At 42.3% G+C, this 20,913-nt stretch carries 15 protein-coding genes and 1 pseudogene; 5 read left to right on the plus strand and 11 right to left on the minus strand.

From position 1 onward, the window contains the following. Nucleotides 1–21: 21 nt before the first annotated feature. Entirely contained in the window at nt 22–1,038 is a 1,017-nt protein-coding gene (locus RMY00_RS04820; RefSeq protein ID WP_322646463.1) for a potassium channel protein, read from the minus strand. Between the two features lie 566 nt (nt 1,039–1,604). Here RMY00_RS04820 and RMY00_RS04825 point away from each other — a divergent pair. From RMY00_RS04825 to RMY00_RS04835, 3 genes and pseudogenes are all read left to right on the plus strand, one after another. Continuing rightward, a complete protein-coding gene (locus RMY00_RS04825; RefSeq protein WP_322646795.1) occupies nt 1,605–2,141 on the plus strand; it encodes an ABC transporter substrate-binding protein in 537 nt (178 codons plus the stop codon). Further along, nucleotides 2,084–3,097, plus strand: a pseudogene (locus tag RMY00_RS04830) (ABC transporter substrate-binding protein). Before RMY00_RS04825 ends, RMY00_RS04830 begins: the two are co-directional and overlap by 58 nt. Before the next feature lie 369 nt (nt 3,098–3,466). After that, nucleotides 3,467–4,750 (plus strand): aspartate aminotransferase family protein, encoded by a 1,284-nt coding sequence (locus RMY00_RS04835; RefSeq protein WP_322646464.1) that lies wholly within the window; start codon nt 3,467–3,469, stop codon nt 4,748–4,750. Between the two features lie 132 nt (nt 4,751–4,882). On the opposite strand, the gene RMY00_RS04840 is transcribed toward RMY00_RS04835, so the two are convergent. From RMY00_RS04840 to RMY00_RS04885, 10 genes are all read right to left on the minus strand, one after another. Beyond that, the gene (locus RMY00_RS04840) at nt 4,883–5,488 is read right to left on the minus strand and encodes a DUF4129 domain-containing protein (RefSeq protein ID WP_322646465.1); all 606 of its coding nucleotides are present in this window, start codon (nt 5,486–5,488) and stop codon (nt 4,883–4,885) included. Between the two features lie 137 nt (nt 5,489–5,625). Next, nucleotides 5,626–6,111, minus strand: a complete 486-nt coding sequence (locus tag RMY00_RS04845; RefSeq protein WP_322646466.1) for a DUF2243 domain-containing protein — start codon at nt 6,109–6,111, stop codon at nt 5,626–5,628. Nucleotides 6,112–6,204: 93 nt separating this feature from the next. After that, a complete protein-coding gene (locus RMY00_RS04850) occupies nt 6,205–6,597 on the minus strand; it encodes a pentapeptide repeat-containing protein (protein ID WP_322646467.1) in 393 nt (130 codons plus the stop codon). 30 nt (nt 6,598–6,627) lie between these two features. Continuing rightward, nucleotides 6,628–7,065, minus strand: coding sequence for an Rrf2 family transcriptional regulator (locus RMY00_RS04855; RefSeq protein ID WP_322646468.1), 438 nt, complete (start codon nt 7,063–7,065; stop codon nt 6,628–6,630). Nucleotides 7,066–7,383: 318 nt separating this feature from the next. Continuing rightward, on the minus strand, nt 7,384–8,748 hold the full coding sequence (locus RMY00_RS04860) for an ATP-binding protein (protein ID WP_322646469.1): 1,365 nt from the start codon (nt 8,746–8,748) through the stop codon (nt 7,384–7,386). A 474-nt stretch (nt 8,749–9,222) separates the two neighbouring features. Further along, the gene (gene pgmB / locus RMY00_RS04865) at nt 9,223–12,258 is read right to left on the minus strand and encodes a beta-phosphoglucomutase (protein ID WP_322646470.1); all 3,036 of its coding nucleotides are present in this window, start codon (nt 12,256–12,258) and stop codon (nt 9,223–9,225) included. Continuing rightward, nucleotides 12,207–12,530 (minus strand): hypothetical protein, encoded by a 324-nt coding sequence (locus RMY00_RS04870; RefSeq protein WP_322646471.1) that lies wholly within the window; start codon nt 12,528–12,530, stop codon nt 12,207–12,209. The genes pgmB and RMY00_RS04870 overlap by 52 nt, the downstream gene beginning before the upstream one ends. Beyond that, nucleotides 12,527–14,938 (minus strand): sucrose synthase, encoded by a 2,412-nt coding sequence (locus tag RMY00_RS04875; protein ID WP_322646472.1) that lies wholly within the window; start codon nt 14,936–14,938, stop codon nt 12,527–12,529. Before RMY00_RS04875 ends, RMY00_RS04870 begins: the two co-directional genes overlap by 4 nt. Before the next feature lie 393 nt (nt 14,939–15,331). Further along, entirely contained in the window at nt 15,332–15,841 is a 510-nt protein-coding gene (locus tag RMY00_RS04880) for a beta-lactamase hydrolase domain-containing protein (protein WP_322646473.1), read from the minus strand. 47 nt (nt 15,842–15,888) lie between these two features. After that, nucleotides 15,889–19,770 (minus strand): PAS domain S-box protein, encoded by a 3,882-nt coding sequence (locus RMY00_RS04885; RefSeq protein ID WP_322646474.1) that lies wholly within the window; start codon nt 19,768–19,770, stop codon nt 15,889–15,891. 170 nt (nt 19,771–19,940) lie between these two features. Between RMY00_RS04885 and RMY00_RS04890 the strand changes: the two genes are divergently transcribed. Together RMY00_RS04890 and RMY00_RS04895 are read left to right on the plus strand one after the other, a co-directional pair. Next, on the plus strand, nt 19,941–20,063 hold the full coding sequence (locus RMY00_RS04890) for a hypothetical protein (RefSeq protein ID WP_322646475.1): 123 nt from the start codon (nt 19,941–19,943) through the stop codon (nt 20,061–20,063). A gap of 412 nt (nt 20,064–20,475) precedes the next feature. Beyond that, complete coding sequence (locus RMY00_RS04895) at nt 20,476–20,727, plus strand: hypothetical protein (protein ID WP_322646476.1); 252 nt, start codon at nt 20,476–20,478, stop codon at nt 20,725–20,727. The last annotated feature ends 186 nt before the right edge of the window (nt 20,728–20,913 follow it).

Genomic DNA, 20,913 nt, shown 5'->3' on the forward strand with positions numbered 1-20,913 from the left:
GAAATTATCTGATATCTGCCCTCAACTATTTTTCGGTCGTCGCAATTTTCGCGAACCAATTGGGCCAAGAATTTGGTTAAGACTACGCAATTGCTCTGCTGTACCCATACCAATTAACCGATCGCCTGGCATTAAAATCGTATCGCCAGTAGGGCCACCAATGAGAGTCCCATCAGCGCGGCGAATTGCCAGAACTAATGCCCCAGATTGCGATCGCAATCTCGCCTTTTGCAAAGTTTGACCTACAAAGGGACAAAAAGCCGGGTCGAGTAAAAATTCTTCCATATACAATTGGCGGTCTGCACCTGTTAAAATCCCGTCTACAAAGTCCAATACTTGGGGTCTGAGTGCGGCAGCAGCCATCCGCTTCCCACCAGTAATATAGGGGGATATCACTTCATCTGCACCACCGCGTCGTAACTTCTGCAAAGCTTCTTCTGTACTTGCCCGTGCAATCACCCGAATTGCCGAATTAAGTGTTTTTGCTGACAATACAATATATAAATTTTCGGCATCTGAAGGGAGTGCTGCTACGATACACATCGCCCGTTCAACGCCAACTTTCAAAAGCGTATCGTCTAGGGTCGCGTCGCCTTGGAATGCTGTGTAACCTTCTGTCTGCGCCCTTTGCACTGATTCCATATCTGAATCAATCACTACAAAAGATACACCTTCTGCCCGAAATTCCTTGGCGATTTGACGACCAGTCCGGCTAAATCCACAAATAATGTAGTGTTCTGTTAGGGATTCCATTAACCGCCTCTGCTGCTGTAGCCGAATTCCTTGTTGAAAGTAGCCTTGAATGATTGCTTCTGTAAATCTGTTGACAATGTAACCGATATTAACTACACCCAATAAAATCAGGGCAATTGTAAACAATCGTCCTCGGTTACCTAGTGGGTGCGTCTCTCCGTATCCCACGGTTGCAAGAGTGATGACTGTCATGTAAGCGGCATCTTCCCATGACCAGCCCTCCACTAACGAGTACCACAAAGTGCCAATGAAGAAAACACCGCCAAGAGCGAGCGCCCCGGCCATTAACTCCTTTTGGATACGTTGATATTTTTGCTCGAGTGTTGAGAATGACGTAAAAATAGTACTTTTAGCCTACTTTTTCTAGTTTTGTACTAACTTTATCGCATTTGTACTTTTTAGTACATTCAAACTACAAATCCAGCTATAACAGGTCACGACTTTGAAGCGGCTACCGTAGGCGATCGCAAAATTTTTCGGTCTACTATCATTGTCCTAATACCAGTAAATCAACATACTGTACTGTGTAGATAGTAGCTGCAAGGTAGATAATTAGAAATGATTCCTGCTGTTGTCCAACCTCTGAATTTAGTAGTTGGTTTGCTACTATCTTGTTGTTTTTTGCTCACAAGTTGTCACCCGACACAAATGAAAAGCAAAACATCTCAGGTAGCTCAATTAGTTTTAGTTTCACTAAGTGACTCAACTACTTTTAACTATGCCATAAATGACTCTCCATACAGTGTTTTATCTTTTATTTCAAGGGATTAATCGATGAGAATGTTATGACTAGTAAGTTGGAGCCAAGACTAGCATAATCTTGGTCAATATCTGCTGATAAAAAGCAAATTATTTTTACCTTAAAAACAGGATTAAAATGGTCAGATGGTAAACCGCTCACGGCAGATAATGTAGTCTTTACTTATCAATACATTTATCTTAATAAAAAAATTCCCACTTTATATAGAGATTTTTTACGTATTGGCAAAACTGAAACTTTCCCGTCAGTTCAGAAACTAGATGATCTGCGAGTCGAGTTTACTTTTGTAGAACCTTTTGCCCCTTTTTTAAGATACGCCGAAAGGCTAGCAATTTTGCCAGATCATGCCTTGCGTTCTTCTGTATTATCCAGTGATGTCAATGGTAATCCTAAGTTTCTCTCAATGTGGGGAACCAATACTGATCCGCAAAAAATTATCTGTAATGGGCCTTACCAAATTGAAAGCTATACTCCTGGTGAACGGATAATTTTACGACGCAACCCCTATTACTGGAGCAAAGATTCTCAAAAAATCCACAGCCTTATATTCAACGTATTGTCTGGCAAATTATTGCTTCTACAGAAAATCAGTTACTCAGATTACGCTCAGGGGAACTGGATACTTTGAATGTGACACCAGCAGTATTTGGGTTACTCAAGAAAGAGGAAAAGCGAGGAAAGTTTATTATTTATAATGGTGGGCCTACTGCGGGTTTTAGCTTTGTGGGTTTCAATCTCAACCAAGCTAGTAATTCTAAAGGTAAGCCTTTTATAGACCCAATTAAATCTCGGTGGTTTAATAACTTAGCTTTTAGGCAAGCAGTTGCCTATGCCATTGACCGCAACCGAATTAAAACTAATATCTATCGCGGTTTAGGCGAAATCTAACATTCGCCAATTACTGTTCAAAGTCCCTATTACTTTTCCCCAGCAGCAGGGTTAAAAGTGTATGATTACAACCCTCAGAAAGCTAGGCAGATGTTGTTAGAGTCTGGGTTTAAGTACAACTTCCAAAAAGAACTGTTAGATAAAGATGAAAATCGTGTGCAATTCAATCTCTTGGTGAAATCAGAAGATCAATTAAGAATCGATGCCGCCGTTCAAATCCAACAAGACCTCAATCAAATTGGTATCAAAGCAGATATGCAGGTAGTCAATTTTAATGTAGTATTACAAAAGCTACTCTCTCGTCGAGATTGGGATTGTTATGTCGGTGCATTTGGTGTTCCCGGTGCAGATGTTGAACCTAATCTTTTATCTTTATTTTGGACTAGTCAAGGCTCATTTCATCAGTTTAACCAAGGTGCTTTACCGGGAAAACCCCCGCTCAAAGGATGGGTAGTTTCTGATTGGGAGAGAGAAATCGATAGTCTTTTTGGCGCAGGATTTAAAGAACTAGACCAGAGCAAGCGCAAGGCCATTTATAGCAGATTTCAGCAAATCGTTGCTGAACAGTTGCCAATATTCTGCCTTGTGAATCCAATTTCGTTTCAGGCGGTGCGTGAACGTGTCAATCCTATCAAGTTTTCTGCATTGGGGCCAACTTTTTGGAATATTGATGAACTGAAAATCACTGAAAAATAATTCCAACCAGATATTTAAAGCATCATAACTAATTTATATCGATAGATTACCCCTCTATAACTTCTAACTCCCTTAACTTTCTGGCAGTTTTCCCACACACAGCAAGATGAATTTCCTCATGTGTTCTATAAGAAAATCCTGGACTCTACCCTCGACAGACGGGCTACGCTTATGCAAACTTGCCTGTTACTCATACTCTTGCTCAAGTGTTGATTACAAAATTTTTTTCAGCACCGCCATGTCTTTGAGGTCATATAAGCGTTAGCCTAAAAAGAAGTACGAGTTGTGCTAAATAAAAAGTAATTTTTAGGGATTTCTAGGAAACTAGTAAATAACTATATGATGAAAAACTCAAGAGGAGGAGCGGTAGTGAGCCTACAAACTCTCGTTGAACAAGCCACCATCCCCCCAGATTCAGGGTCTGTAGCATCCAGTCCCTTTGATGCAAATAGCTTTAATGAAGCTGTCATGTCTACCTATGGTCGGTTTCCCTTAGCCCTAGAACGGGGTGCTGGATGCCGGGTTTGGGATACACAGGGGCGAGAATATCTGGACTTTGTGGCTGGAATTGCCACTTGTACTTTAGGACACGCCCACCCAGTTATGGTAGAAGCGGTGACACGCCAAATCCAGAAGCTGCACCATGTCTCTAATTTGTACTACATTCCTGAGCAAGGTGAATTGGCGAAATGGCTTGTTGAACATTCTTGTGCCGATCGCGTGTTTTTCTGCAACTCTGGAGCTGAAGCTAACGAAGCTGCAATTAAACTGGCGCGGAAATATGCCCACACAGTATTAGACATTGAAAAACCGATTATTTTAACCGCCAATGCCAGTTTCCACGGACGGACTTTGGCAACGATTACCGCTACAGCACAACCGAAGTATCAAAAATATTTTGATCCCTTGGTTCCTGGTTTCCACTACGTAAATTACAACGATATTAACGCTGTGGAAGTGGCGATTAGCGAGTTGGATGAAGGCGATTATCGGGTAGCTGCGATTCTGATTGAGCCATTGCAGGGAGAAGGCGGTGTGCGTCCGGGAGATGTTGCCTATTTCAAAAAGCTCCGGCAAATTTGTGACGAAACTGGCATTTTATTGATTTTCGATGAAGTGCAAGTTGGCATGGGACGCAGTGGCAAATTATGGGCTTACGAACATCTTGGCGTTGAACCGGATATCTTTACCAGTGCTAAAGGCTTAGGTGGCGGTATTCCCATTGGTGCAATGATGAGCAAGAAATTCTGTGATGTTTTTCAACCAGGGGAACATGCTAGCACCTTTGGTGGAAATCCTTTTGTGTGTGGTGTAGCACTCAGTGTTTGCCAGACGTTGGAACGAGAAAATATTTTGCAGAATGTGCAAGATAGGGGTGAACAATTGCGAACTGGATTGAAAGCGATCGCAGCGAAATATCCTCAGCATATTGGCGAAATTCGGGGTTGGGGTTTAATTAACGGTTTGGAGTTGCGAGCCAATATTCAACTAACCGCAGCAGATGTCGTTAATGCTGCCATCAACGAGGGTGTATTACTCGTACCTGCCGGGCCAAAAGTAGTCCGATTTGTGCCACCGCTAATTGTCACAGAAGCAGAAGTAAACACTGCCTTGGAAGCTGTGGATCGAGCTATCGCAACTCTCACAGCTTAGGGAATACAAAAAGCGAGGATAAGTCTTTGTCCGTATCTCTCGCTTTTTCTGACTTTTAGATTAATTTTCACTAAAAGTATTGATTTTTTAGCTATTAGCTATGTATTATTTCTATCCCCGCCTTTTCTTCCTTCATTCTGGGGAAATTTCCCGATAAGCTTGGCGACACTGCTCATAATTGTCTGGCAAAATCTCGGCATTACCAAAACATAATTGCTCATGAGTGGTAATTAAAGTTTCATAAGGCTGTATTGGAGTCACAGACGATCGCAACAATTGCAGATATTCGCCATCTGTGCGGCTGAGTTTGTGGGGTGCGATCGCATTTTTATCCAACTGCTGCAACATTGCTAAATAAATACAACGGCAAGCCTCACGGTAGTTACCTTGACGATAAAATTGTTGCGATCGCTCCAACAAAAGGGCTATGGATAACTCACTAGAGCTAGTTTTTCCACGAAAATCAGTGAGATTGCCACTTCTATTCAGCCAAGAATATACATAAGAACTGAATTCTTGCCATAATCGCCAACCCACCCAAACTACAAATAAACCTAGTACCAGCCAAAACAGAAATTTCAGCAACTCACCAAGCCAAGGACTAATTGACCATCCAGTAGGAAATTCAGGTAAAGCGCTCTCAAAGCGGTAAAACTGGTATTCCCACCATTCTCCCGCTTGTTGTTGAAATTGAGAAAGCTGCCAACTCCAGCTAGTTTTTTCAAAAGTATCTGTCATAGGGGGGAGTGAGGGGATGAGGGAGCAGGGGAGGCAGGGGGAGCAGGGGGAGCAGGGGAGGCAGGGGAAGAAGAACTATGATTATCGACCAATGCCCTATGCCCAATGCTCAATGCCCCATGACTAATGACTAATGACTAATGACTAATGACTCTTGTCTTTTTTATCATTATCCAGCCGATGACAATAAGTAGCGCACCTAATGCAAGAAATCCTAAATCCCAAGCTAACTCATTTGGCCCTGGTTTTACATGATGGATACCGAGAATTTGATGGTCAATTAAACCTTCAACGAAGTCAAACAACCCAGTACCAATCAATATTGACCCAATAAAGGTCTGTGATGACCAAGGAACATCTTCACGCGCTCCGGCACGCCATAGCAAGACAACTCCTACCACGGTGAATACCCAATTAAAGGTATGAAATAATCCATCCCATAGCGTGTTTAAATCTATATTCGCTATGTTTGTCAGAGGTCGAATATTACTAAGCATGTGATGCCATTGGAGGATCTGATGCAGTAAAATTCCATCAATAAACCCTCCAATACCTACACCAAGAAAAATTCCAGCAGTGATTAGTGGTGCGCGTTGGTTGGGGGTTTCACTTTTTGCCTCCATTGTCAACCTCATCGATAGGCTTTTCCATAAAAATACAACTTTTTTAGGAAAAATATCTTCTATCTTGAGGCAAGTACCATCATTGAACTTCAATCAATTTTCAGATTTAATCTGCATACCCGCTTTTACTGGGTCAAAATCTTGAGGAAAATTGGTGCTGCGATCGTAGTCTGCTTTTTCCAAGTTCGCTCCTTTGAGATTGGCTTGGCGAAGATTCGTTGACATCAACAATGCTCCCCTGAGATTAGCATCCTTCAGATTAGCTTGACCCAGATCGGCAAAACTCAGATCGGTTCCTCTCAAATTTGCGCCACTCAGGTTAGCTTCATTCAAGTCAGCATAACTAAGGTCAGAACCTTTCAAGTTAATACCTTGCAAATCAGCATTACCAAGTTCTGCTTTACTAAAGTCTCGCTTTCCTGCTGCATAACTCTCCACAAGAGTAGTGGCACTATTTACAGGCTGTTGAAAATTTCCTTCAGGCATATAACAGCCTCACAGATTGTTACTTTTATACTAAATGTAATACATGAGTTCCTTTTGCTTTCGCATTGCTCTTCGTTCGCAAAGGTCTTGGAGTGTATATTTTTCTAAAACTGAGTTAGCAGCCTGACGTGCTTCCTGCCAGACTTCCTGAATTAGCTCACCTTCTACCGTGCTGGGAGTTGGTTCAGGATTAGAAGCCACGATATCTGCTCCTTCCATGCAGCTAAAAGCATCTAACACTGTAATCTTTCCGGGATCTCGTGCCAGAACATAGCCACCTTTGGCTCCGCGTATACTCTTAATTAAACCTCCACGCCTTAATGTGGCTAAGAGTTGTTCTAAATAGCGGTTCGGGATGTCTTGTAATGCCGCTATCTCTCGAATTTGTAGGGCTTCACCGTTAGGGTAGCAGGTTGCTAACTCTAACAGGGCTAGAAGTGCGTATTCTGATTTGTTAGAGATTACCACAGGCGTAATATAAACTCACACTTAAATATACAAAGTATTTGAATAGCTTTCCCTAAGTTACTCTTAAGAAAAACTTTACAATCAACCTATTGTTGACCGGCTAACCCCACTTTAAAGACCTTTTAGCATAGAAGCAATTATATTTTATTTTGAATTGAATAAATAAAAGTGATTGATTGATTATTTATAAAGTCTTCTAAAGTGCAAATTGACTCGAAAGCTATGCAAGCCGCTATAGCAGTCCTAAATCATTCGTGAACAATAAGATCCCCGACTTCTCAAAAAAGTCGAGGATCTGAGCCTCTCGATTTTCATAACTCATTTGGGATTGCTATATGTATTGAACTTTCTCGAAAATGGCAGAGTTACGGTAAAGGTAGTTCCCACACCGATCGCACTTTCGACAATAATTTCGCCGCCATGTAAATCTACAGCCTGCTTGACGATAGACATTCCCAATCCCATTCCTGGAATATTAGCTGCATTACTAGCGCGATGGAAGGGTTCAAAGATGTAATCAATGTCATTTGGAGGAATGCCAATACCAGAGTCTTGAGTCTGGAATATAGCTTGCTCGTTGGCAGTGATGACAGAAAACTTAACTGTGCTACCAATGGGAGAGTATTTTAGACAATTCGAGAATAAATTAGTCAAGATTTGCCGCAGTAATTTTGCGTCTAAGTTAGCTCTTGTAGATTGGCACTCACTGCTAAAAACGATCGCATGTTGTGAGCGATCGCTCTGTTCTAATTCTTCTAATATATCGCGGCAAAATTCCACCAAATTTAGGGGTGTTGGATTAAACTCTAGTTTGCCTGTTTCATCCTGACTCAGCATCAATACATCATTCAACAACTGGGTTAGATGCATAACTGATGTTTGAATGCGACGTAGGTGAGTTTGTTGTCGCTCGTCGCTCCATAGATGGCGATAATATTCTAGTAACTCCGCAGAAGAGTGGATAGTAGCCAAAGGAGTACGAAACTCATGGGAGGTGATGGTGAGCAAGCGGGATTTAAGTTCACTAAACTCCCTTTCTTTGGCAAGTGCTTGTCGCATCGCCTGTTCTGCCCATTGCAGCTTGGCTTGGGTTCGTTTGTTTTCGCTAATATCCCGCAATATCCACCGCAAACCGACTAACTTACCTTGTTGATTACGGATAGCAACCACCTTAACCGCAGCAATAATTGGCGTTTTGTTATGTGGTCGCAGATTTACTTCCCACTCTTGCATTTTCCAGTCTGGGATTTTGGCATGATCGCGTAGATGAAGCAGTTTCAGATGAAAAGCAATTATTTCTTTCTCAATCACATAAATTCCCAAGAGTTTGCCTAACAAAAAACTTTTGGAAATATTAAGCAGAGTGGTGGCTGCTAAGTTAACTTCCTGAATTAAACCTTTTGCATCAGTTACAAAATAAGCGTCTGGTGCTTCCTCAAATAGTTCCTGGTAGCGTTGACCTTGTGCTATCAAGGATTCTTGGGCATTGGATAATTCTTCATTTTGCTGCTGTAGGTCGTCATGAGCTATTTGCAATTCTGACAAAGCTAGGTGGACTTCTTTTAATACTGCTGTAACCAGTTCAATATCTCCCTGTGTATTTTGCAGTTCACTCTGGCGTTGCAAAAAAGCGACGCGCTTACGCATATTTTCTATCTGTAAAGCTAATCCGTCCAAATTCACGCTCTGACTCCTAATTTGGATATCTAAAATTTGCGTTTTATTTTAGATTCCCTATTTAGACGATCTTAGCTTTTGAAGGTTAACAGTTATCAGTTCTTAAAACTATAGTTATCAGTTATTAAAACTATTAAAAGAGAATAAAAGCGCCAGTCGTTAGAATTTAGTTGAATATTATGATCGAAAAAACAGGTAGTATAGCACGCAATAGGTTTGGATAAGATCCCCCCGCAGACGATTTCTTTAAAAACCTACGGTGTACACACAAGTCTTACCGCAGCCATATCTTTATTAATAAATTTTGCACTACGTTTTTATTCCGCCTCGGAATGAATTCCGAGTTTCATGGCTCAAATCTACTCAAGTGGACTTGGGCTATGAGCCGCTAAACTTTAGTTCTGGGCGGGATATCGGTGAATGTGACAGTTTCACTTTGACAAAAATGTGGGACACGGTAGCTAAAAAAGGGGGTAAAGATCAGGAAGAGCAAGCCTTTTGTTTGGCAATATTGCTTAATTTGGTTCTTAAATCTGCCCATGTGACCCCTTCTAAGCTGGGCAAAACAATATGAGCGGCTCCAACTCGTTCAGTTGGCCCGAGTCCTATTGCCCACATACCAGCGACTAGAGCCGCCTCAATGCCTGCTGCGGCATCTTCTACAACTACAGATTGGGCTGGTTCGAGTCCTAGCTGCTTGGCTGCATACAGAAATAGGTCGGGTGCTGGCTTGGGTTGCTGTACACTATAACCGTCAGCGATCGCATCTACTTTATCGGCAATGCCCAATCGCTCGATCACGGTGCGGGCATTTTTGCTAGCTGAACCAATAGCAATTTTAATCCCAGCTTGCCGCAATTCATCCAAGAAAGCGATCGCACCTGGTAACAAATCCTTAGGTGTCATGTTTTGGATCGATTCCACATAGTAGCGATTTTTACGCTCCATCATCTCCTCGATTTGTGCTTCCGAATATGGTCTATCTCCAATAATATGCATCAGCGAAGCACGACGGGATATACCCCGCAGCTCTTCGTTCGCTTGGTGATTAAAGGGTATACCCTCTTCATCTGCTAGCTTTTGCCAAGCTAAATAATGAAGTTCTGCTGTATCTGTTAGCACTCCATCTAGGTCGAAGATGAATCCTTGGATGTTGGGGTTGTGGGTCGCTTCGCTCTGGGATTGGGGATTGGGGATTGGGGATTGGGGATTAGTTATTCCTCTTGTCCCCTTCTCCTCAGTCCCCAGCGATGCACTGAGCAAGTGGTTGTGTCCCCAGCCCCTAGCCCCCAGTCCCCGATGCAGATCGAAGTCGTACCATTTTCCGCGCCAGTGTAGTTTAAATTTTAGGCGTGTCCAGCCATCAGGCAGATGAGAGTTGGCTACGGGGCCATTTTCGGTGAGTTGAATGCCGCCAAATCCAAAAATTACAGCTTGCCAAACGCCACCAGCAGTAGCACCATGAATTCCATCGCTGGTGTTACCTCGGTTATCTTCAAGATCCACCATTAACGCTTGCATAAACACTTCGTAAGCTTCTGCTGATTTGCCCAAATCGGAAGCTAAAATGGCGTGAACTGCTGGGCCAAGGGACGAACCATAAGTAATGTCTGTGCGGGGTGCGTAGTAGTTCCAGTTTGTCTGCAATGCTTTTTTGTTGTAGGGAAAATCTGCTGATTCCCGCATTAAATAAAGCAGCATCAAGATATCTGGCTGCTTGATTACTTGACATTTATTGGTTTTCTCAATACTCAAGATGACTTGCATGGAGCGATCGCGCCCTTGATAATCTGCTAAGTCGATATCTTCTAATTGGAAAAATCCTTCAAACTGCTCGATTAGTTCTGTTGATGAGTCATGGAGAAACAAGATTTTGGCGATAATATCTTGCCAGTGCGATCGCTCTTGTGGTGTAACTTTTAGTTTCTCTTCTAGTTCAGCAGCTCGTTCGGGGAACTTGTGAGCCAACCAATCATAAACTGCGATCGCTTTTTCTAAATGCCATTGCGCCATCCGATTTGTAAAGGCGTTATTGTGGACGAATTCATGATATTCATCTACTCCGATTACTCCCCGAATTTCATATTGTTGGCGCTCAGAATTGAATTCGACTCGGCTACCCCAGAAGATAGCGGCATCCAAAATAATCTCTGCGCCGCGCTGTTGCATCCACTCATCATCACCAGTGGCTTGCCAGTAGTTCCAAGCGGCGTAAGGAATATCTGCATTAATATGAATTTCGCGATCGCGGCACCAAATCCGCACATCTTCACCATAAAAATCATTATTGAGTCCCCAACGTGGTGTTACTTCATCTCCGGTATCAGCACTTTCCCAAGCATACATTGCTCCTTTATAGCCGTAATGGGCAGCCTTGCGTCTAGCTCCTGGTAAAGTGTGCCAACGGTAACTGAGTAAATTTCGGGCGATCGCTGGTTGGGTAAACAGAAAAAAGGGCAGCATAAAAATTTCTGTATCCCAAAAGATATGACCGCGATAGCCAAATCCAGAAAGAGTTTTAGCCGGAATGCTCACCTTGTCATCATGGCGTGACCCAGCAATCAGTAGCTGGAATAGATTGTAGCGAACAGCAAAAGCAGCTGTGCTATCCCCTTCAATCAGGATGTCACTTTGCTGCCACGTCTCATCCCATGCCTGCTCATTGGCTCTTAGTAGTGTTGCGTAATCTGGCAGGTGCGCGAGTTTTTCTCTAGCTGCTGAAACTGGTGTCTCAGTCTCCCGCGAAGTAAAAATTGTCACGATTTTTTCTACCGTTACGGTCTGTTTTGATTTAGCCAGGTAGTTCATGCTCAAGGTTGGATAACCAGGTGCGGTACTGACTTGTAAAGATGCTTCAGCACCTGAGATTCTCATTGTTGCGCCCATACCGAGTTCAATTCGGGAGTGGCGGGTGCGGCATTGCAACCAGATTCCTTGGTCAGTCTTGCCCTGATCTAGTCCTTCCCAGTGATTAAAACCCTGATTTTCTGGATAGCCGTTAATACTTCCCTGAACTTCGATTACCCCATCAAAATCTACTGGTGTTAAATGGCAGCGTTGCACTAACACATGCTGATCTGCAAAGCTAGCAAAGCGTTCAAAGTGAATATCTATAGTCTTTCCACTGGGAGAGCGCCAACGTAAGTAACGGCTAAGAAGTCCGTAGCGTAAATCAAGCTGGCGATCGTAGCGCAAAATTTTACCTTGATCGAGACGAAAGCGTTCGCGTAGCGTCTCCGTAGGAGATTCGCCATTTACAATCACTACCAAAGGTAGCCAGTCAGGGCAATTTGCCAGTTCAGTATATACTACCGGCACATCGTCGTAGACACCGTGGATAAAAGTAGCTGGCAATGCATGAGGATAACCTTCCTCAAAACTGCCTTTTGTTCCCAGGTATCCATTGCCGATTGTAAAGACAGTTTCTTTGGAGTGCAATTGCTCAGGGTCAAACTGGGTTTCGATTAAAATCCAGTCTGTGTAGATAAAATTGCGAGAATGACCTTTTTTGTCCATAAATGGGGAGTGGGGAGTAGGGAATGGGGAAATTTGGTGGATGAACGGAGTTCAAAGGTGGATAAACGGAGTTCAAAGGTAGATGAACGGAGTTCAAAGGTAGATGAACGGAGTTCAAAGGTGGATAAACGGAGTTCAGAGATGGATGAACGGAGTTCAAAGGTGGATGAACCCAGTTCAAAGGTGGATGAACCCAGTTCAAAGGTGGATGAACCCAGTTCTAACTCTCCCCTGCCCCCCTGCCCCCCACTCCCCACTCCCCACTCCCTCATCCCCCCTTATGTTTCTCCAAAATCTTTTCTGCTCTAGGTTTATAAATCAGATGAAATAATGCTTCCATATAGCGATCTCTGGCTTCGTTATTTTCTGGAGCAACAAAGTTCCAAAAACTAAAAATTTTAGCAAGCTGGAGTAATTTATTACTATGTAAATGCCAATTGTATCTATTATGAATTCGCTGACTCATCCATTCTGAGACTTCTTGCCAATAATCATCTTGAGTATTGCATTGTTCAACAAAGCCTAAAAGTTTCTTTGCTGTACCTTCTAAGTCTGTAGGATTAACATTAAATTCATTCTCTTGGTTTTCGATAATTTCTAAAGAACCGCCAAATTGAGTAGCAAAAGTTGGCAAGCCAGAAATCATTGCTTCCAAAATAGACCTACCGAAGGATTCAAAGCGGGCAAAGTGGACATAAATTCCCTGAGAATCTGCAACTACTCGGTAGGCTTCGCTGATGTTGCTGCTAGGGATACGCACCCCCACCCAGCGAATTTTGCCATTGAGATGATATTGTTCAATAATGTTGTAGAGTTTTTGGATTTCTTCTGCTTCTTCTGGGTTTGTAGCTTCATCTGGATGCAGTTTACTACTTAAAAGGATTAGGTTACAGCGCTCTTGCAACGCCTGACTTTGACCAAAACATTCAGCTAAACCAGTGAGATTTCTGATTGAAGTGATGGGAGCAACGGCAAAAATGGGTCGCTTGTTAAGGTTATCTAGATGACCAAATATTTGGGGATCTTTGCGGGTAAAGAGGAGGTCGTGAATTTGTTTGCCAAGCTTAATATTTCGGTCTTCTTTTTGGCTATAGGGAAAGAAAATTTTTTCATCTACTCCCGGCGGCACTAAGTTGAATTTAGGACTAAACAAATCAATGCCATCAACCACACGATACAGATGCGGCATCGTAAAGTATTTGTAAGATTCGTATTGACCTATGGTGTCAGGTGTGCCGACAATTTCTTGATAGGATGATGTGATGATAAACTCGGCTGCATTCATACTAATCAAATCTGCGGTAAATTGTACCGAGAAGTGATATTTATCTTCTAAATCTTGCCAATATAAATTACTAAATAGATATTTAGGTTTTTCTAAGGAATGGGCAATATTGCACTGGGTAACTTTCATCCGGCGCGATAAAAGAAAAGCCACTAAGTTACCGTCGCTGTAGTTGCCAATAAGAAGATGAGGTTTACCTTGGAATTGAGTTAGCAATTCTTTTTCTGCATCTAGAGCAAATTGTTCTAAATAAGGCCAAATCTCAAATTTAGAAATCCAATTGTTAGTAATTTCCGGATTGAATTCACCAAAAGGAACGCGCAATATCCAAGCATTTTCAGTATCTTGGACTTTTTCTAAGCGCAGGTTGCAAAATGTTCCTTCGCAGTTAGGGATTAGTCGGGTGAGAATAATTACATGGGGTTTCATACCCAGCACATCCAGACCAGCAAGTTTGATTTGTTCACGCAGTTCATTTTCTAAGCTGCGAGCTTGTTCAAGGACGTAGATAACTTGACTAAGTGTTTCATCTATTCCTAAGACATCTTCCTGTCCCACCCAACCGTGGATGGAAATGAGGACGACACGAAAAATGGCGGGGACGCGGGCCACAAATGTTTCTAAGATGCCAGGTTCTGGGGAGTAAATGAGTCGGTCTAAGAGTTCAAGTGTTTCAGAGACTCGCGCCGCAGTGTTACCCCAACCCGGCTCAAAGCCGAGTTCTTGGAGATCGAAGCGGAATTTTTCATAAGGTTCGTTAGGCTTAAGCTCATTCAGTAATTTCAGAGCTAGCTTAATTTGTTTGGCTAAATGAATACCTGAAGGAATGCGATCGCTCAACAACAGCCGAATTCCATCGTGTTGTAACCCCTGCAATGCTTGAAATAACATTTCCACCCAATATTGGGGGTCAGTCAACAATTGATTGCACAGGTAACGGTTGAGAAAGGCTAAACCTTGACCAATATTTCTGGGATCGTCAATTCTGGGGGAACTTTCGTAAAACGGATGGAGGTCAATTTCTAGGATATGAGGTTGGTAGCGGTTGACTAGGCGATCTCTTACATCTAGCAGCGTTTGCGGCGTCATCTGCTCAAAACTATTAAAATCGGCTGTCAGTTTCCAAACTTCCTGACTAGCAATTCTGGGACGAACCACGAACCAGGTACTTTCTTCTTCAAGAATTATTTCGTGGGTATACTGTATCAGTTTACCCACAGAAGAAGAATAGTAAAAATAGGCTGGCTTTTGGGATTGATGACAGTAATCGGCAAAAGCTTGTAAAATTTCGTTTCTCAGGAAGTAACGCTTCCCTGAAGCACTCAACGTATAAATCAACTGATGCAGAGCAGTTTTTTCATCACCGTTGAAGACAGCTTGAACTAGTTCATACATGATGACGAATCCCAGAACTTTAGCTAGGTCACGACCTCATTTTTATCTCCAGTCTTCTGAGGTACATTCCCCGCTTAATGGTATATAAACATAGAAACCACCTGCGTCTAGCTTTGGGATGAAACGCTGCAAGGGCTTCAAATCTATGGAATGAGGGAGTCAGCCTCTTTGAGGAAGTCAAAAATCAAAAGTCAAAAAAGAGGAAAGGGGCATTGAGCAAAACAGTCCTGAGTGCTGAGTTAGGAGTTATTCTCCCCTCGGCCCACTCCCCATTCAGCACTCGGAACTCAGCACTCTGAGGGGCATTAGCAAAGAGGAGGCAGAAATTCTTGAATTTTGAATTTTGAATTTTGAATTTTGAATTGATTTCTCCCCCTGCCTCTTCACTAATAGCTATATCAAGCCTAATGTAATAACTTTTTGCAGTGCTTTTTCAAATGTTACGCCCTGCTTGATGCAGATATACAACAATGCGATCGCGGCTGAACGAATTGAGTTATCACAATGGATCAGAATCGGTTTGGGTAATTCAATAATGGTTTCATATATCTGGAGCGTACTTTGATGATTCAGGTCTTCAGCTTTAGTTGGGAAGTTAACGTAGTACAATCCTAAAACTTCTGTCTTCTCCTGTTCATTAGCCAGCAAGTCTATTTCGTCGGGTAAACGTAGGTTGATTACAGACTTATAACCCTCATCAGCAATTTGTTTTAGCTGCTCTACTGTAATTTGTCCAGCGATCGCTAATTGATCATTAATTTTTCTAACAATATTCATCAGCCGGATTAACCCCATATTGCCGGACATTGCTCCAACTTTAAAGTTAGCAAAGCAATTTGAGGAACTTGTGAGGGATTGGGGAATTGGGCATCGGGCATTGGGATTAAATTCTTCCCAATACAATATTTACTCTTAACAGACGCGATTAATCGCGTCTGTACTCTTAACTCCTAACTGCCTCTAAATATGTGGTGTAAAGTTTGCAATAATTCTCTGGTCGTATAAGGTTTTGATAAAACTGCTTGCACGCTAACATCAGCTGCTTGAGCCAAGAATTCCATTGAGTTCAGTCCGCTACAGACAATAATTTGAACTTGGTTGTTCATTTTTTGTAAGGTGCGAATAGCAGTGATTCCGTCCATCTCCGGCATCACTATATCTATCAATACGGCATTGATTTGATGCTTGTATTGGGCATAGAGTGCGATCGCCTCTATACCATTACTGGCAGCTAGTATCTTGTAGTTGTGCTTTTCTAAGATGATTGTGGCAATCTCCCGAATTTGGGCTTCATCATCTACAACTAAAATCAGTTCTCTCTCTCCTGAAAGCAAATCCATCTCTTCTATGCTGAAGGCTTGAGTTGCTTGCACTGCTGGTAAAAACAGGTCAAATTTGCTGCCTCTACCAACACTAGTAGACACTTTAATAAAACCATCATGGCTTCTAATAATGCCAAGCACTGTTGAAAGTCCGAGTCCCGTACCTGCGTTGACATCTTTTGTGGTGAAAAACGGCTCAAAAATTCTATCTAATATGTCTGGCGGTATCCCAATTCCGTTATCGGCAACGCTAATCACAATATAATGTCCAACTTTAGCATCGAGATTCATTCTGGTATAAGCTTCATCAATAAACTTATTTTCCGCAGAAATTTTGATATTGCCGCCATCTGGTAAAGCATCGCGGGCATTTACTACCAAGTTCATCAGCACTTGATGCAGTTGTGTTGCTTCGCCTGTGACAGCCCAAATGTCTTCTGGGATAACCGTGGAAACTTCAATAGATTTGGGAAATGTCTGTTTAGCAATTTGGACAATTTCTGAAATCAGGTACTCGACTTGAATAATTGTCGGCTTTTCTTTATATCCTCGCGCAAAGGACAAAATTTGCTTCACTAAAGCTGCTCCGCGTTTGGCGTTGGTTTCTACAAGTGCCAGCATTTGTCCAGACTGCTCCTCGTCTTGTAAAAATGTTCCCTGTAGTAATTGAGCCGCGGCCAAAATTGGTGTCAATATATTGTTCAAGTCGTGGGTAATGCCACCTGCAAGAGTACCAAGGCTTTCCAATCGCTGGGTGCGAAAAAACTGCTCTTGGAGTTGTTTCTTTTCGGTGATGTCAGTGTCAACAGTAAGGATAGATTTGGGTTCTCCCTCAGAATCACGCATCAATGTCCAACGGCTTTCCACAACAATTTCCTTACCGGATTTTGTAACTTTATGTAACTCACCTTGCCACGAGCCACTCTCAATTACGCTTTTTAGCGGTACTTGCAGTTGCGGCTGAATTGCTGCTGGGTACAGAATCTCCCGGAGGTTTTTTCCCATAACCTCTGAAGAGAGCCAACCGTACATCCGCTCTGCACCTTTATTCCAGAATAAAATTTGAAACTGGAAATCTCGAACTAATATCGCGTCGGTGGCGATATCAAGTAGAGCGGCTTGTTCAAAGATTTTTTGTTGTGCCAACTTGCGCTCAGTGATATCTTTATTTGTGCCGATCATCCTGATCATCTCACCGATTTCGTTATAGTAGACCTGAGCTTTGCAGTTTAACCAGTGTAGGCTGCCGTCGGGCCAGACAACTCGATAATCTGTAGTTGCCCTTCCTTCCTCAATCATGCGAGGTATACTCGCAGCCACCAATTCGCGGTCTTCTGGATGGATTAAATTAAGATAATCTTCTATGGTTGGACACAAGGTAGCGCTCGGTAGACCATAAAGCGGCCCCATATTGGCAGACCAAACACTAGTATTGGCGATCAGGTCGCGATCCCATATACCCATTTGGCCAGCTTCCAGAGCTAAACTCAATCGCGCTTCACTTTCTTGCAGTGACTCTTCGGCTAGTTTTCTTTCGGTGATATCTTCGGCAATACCGCCATAATACTGAACTTTTCCTTGGTCATTATAGACAGTAAAGCTCCGATCCCAGATCCAGCGCACTGATCCATCAGGTTGTAAAATTCGATATTCTATTGAAGCGGACTCACCACTAAGCTGTTGTTTTGCTGCTTTGCTTGTTCGCTCGCGATCGTCTGGATGAACGGTTTCTATCCAGGACTCAGGATGCTCCAATAAATATTGGCAAGAGCGACCCCAAATTTTTTCATAAGCCGGACTAACATACAAGGTTCGGAATGAATCTGCACTAGCAATCCAAATGACTGCGTGGACATTTTCGGCAATCGTGCGAAATTTCTCATCGCTTTGGCGCAGTGACTCTTCTGCAAGTTGGCGTTCATATAGCGCCGCTTGCTGTTCGGTAATATCTCTGCCTACCCCTTGGATTTCAACAACCTCTCCTTTATCATTACGAATTGCGATCGCATTCCATTGAAACCAGCGAATACCATTAACTGTAAATACACGTCGCTCACGATTAGTCAAGGGATGGGGTGAAGATTCTAAAGCTGCTACATCTTCCATCGCTTCAGGCAAGTCATCTGGATGAATAAACTGGAAAAATGATTGACCACGAAACTCATCTTCTTTCCAACCGAAGGTTTGACAAGCAACGGCATTGGCAAAGGTAATTTGAAAGTGCAAATCAATGCGGATAATTATATCAATTTGGCTTTCCACGAGTTGGCGATAGAGGTTTTCGCTCTGTTGTAATGCAACTTCTGCACGTTGGCGTTCAGTAATTTCTTGTTGCAACAGGAAGTTGGACATTACAAGTTCTGCTGTCCGTTCTGCCACTCGTTGTTCTAACTCTTCGTTTGCTTGGCGCAGTGATTCCTTTGCTTGTTGGCGTTCGCTAATATCGCGGATTAACCAGCACCAGCCAACTTGCCTACCTTCTGAATCGTAGATAGCAGAGGCTTTAATACTGGCCGGGAAGACTTTACCTCCTCGTGGTCTTAGGTAAATCTCCCACTCCTGTTCCTGCTGTCTATTATTTAGTCGAATAGTAAAAGTCTGGCGATCTTGGTAAGCAATAAATAGACCTAATGGTTTGTTCACTAAATATTTTTGGCGGACAGCCAGCAAGATTGCTGCTGCTTGGTTAGCCTCTTGGATAATACCTGCTGTATCAGTTACCAAGTAACCATCTGGAGCGAACTCGAATAAATCTTGGTAACGCTGGCGCTCTAATTCTACTAGCTCACGGGCAATGGACAACTCTTCATTTTGTTCGCGCAGTTCTTCTTCTACAACTTGAAGTTCTTCGAGGGCTAGCTGAAGTTCTTGATTAACTTGCATGATTTCAGCTGATTGTGACTCAACCCATAGTTTTAAATTATTTTGAGTTTGGCAACGGACTTGCTCTATCTCTGTATGCTGATTAACCTGCCTAGATTCATCTTCGGGTTTTTGTAGATATTGCTGCAAGCCTTCAACGACCCCAACCATTTTTAGCAGGTCAAAGGCTTGTAGTAAGCTAGTCTGGGTGATAATTCCTTGCAATTGTCCGCGATCATCCAAAACGGGCAAATAATGAGTCTGATGCTGACGCAATAACGATAAAGCAACGAAAATATCTTGAGAATCTGATTGTCTAAGGGTAACTACTGGCTGCGTCATTACTTGTGCGATCGTTACCGTGGATAAGTCCACTCCAGAAGCTATAAGTCTAACTACATCTTTTTCAGTAAAAATACCTAATAAGTTTACTTCCTCCACAACCAAGACACAACCTGTTAATGGTTGATTGACGGGGTTTGAATCTAATGAAAAATTTAAGCTTTGAGGTGCATAATTACTACAGCTTTCCTGATTCATCAAGAAGATAGCTTCGACTACAAAACTATCAGGCTTAATCGTTAAGGGAGAACGATTAATAACATGATTTAAACTAGGTATGTTAATCAGCTGATCGTTGAATCGCATGGTTAAGTTGCCAGTTTTTATAATCTTTCTGATATCAAATATTAAAACCCTTGCTCTTAAAGGATTCTTATACTCTAGATGCGCTTGCTCTGGTAGATCACCTCTCTCAAGAGATTACTTTAACTAACGATCTTATAGTTTTGTTATTGGTAAATCTTTGAAATTAATTAATGAGTGTAAATATTAAACCCTTGCTTCCTAACGTCGCTAAAAAAATTGTGCTTTCGGCTGTTTTGTTGAAGGAGGCAGTTCTTGCTAAAAAAGCAAATCATCAAAGTGCTATAGCTAAATAGCAATCCGATTTTATTTTTAAATTTATTTACGTGGTGGGCGTTCGCGTTGGCGTTCGCAGAGCGTATCGCAGATAAGCCTCTCTGCAAAGAGAAGCACAGCGCAAGCGTTATAGACAGGTAATAGGCTTGCCGTGAGCATAACCGAACGGGAGTAGGGAGTAAGGAATCAGCCCTTTCGAGTTGAGGGCGAGTTTTTTCAAAAATCAAACATGAGTCCTATAGCTTTGATGTTATTACTTAAGAAATATGTATAAAACATACGAGATTATTAAATGTTTCAACTTTCCTCACAAGTTCCTCATATTTAAAGATTATAGTCAAAATATAAACACATGGTTTTAAATACCTACGGGCTTGTCAAGTAGCTACCCCGATTTGCAATAACACTTTTATTAACAGGATTTAAGAAAATATGAATTACTGCCCTTGCTGCTCAAGTCTACTTTTAGAACATGTACGCGGTGCAGAAAGTTACTGGTTTTGTCGCCACTGCTGGCAAGAAATGCCTGTTTATAATCTGAACCAATCCAGTTCATTCACCGAGGCTGTCACCGGGAAAATACTTAGAAAGCCTCAACAAGAAAAACGTAGAAATACTACTGTTTACGCTAGCCAATGGCAATCTATCACAGAATGGATAGGGGTAGAAGAATTGTCTGCCTAATTCTAAGTAACTGAAATTTGTTTAGTATAATTTTTTCTTGATTCCACCAATCAATCGTTATAAGATGGAAGGCTGTGGCTCTCTCATGAGGTATTACCTGACACAACAATTTATCGAGGGGTTGGGGGAATCAAAAGCCAGTGGGGCAACTTTAGAAGACTTGTGTATGCCATCGTAGCTTCCTTA

The organism is Nostoc sp. ChiVER01 (genome assembly GCF_034531155.1).
In the GTDB taxonomy this organism is placed as follows: Bacteria; Cyanobacteriota; Cyanobacteriia; order Cyanobacteriales; family Nostocaceae; genus Nostoc.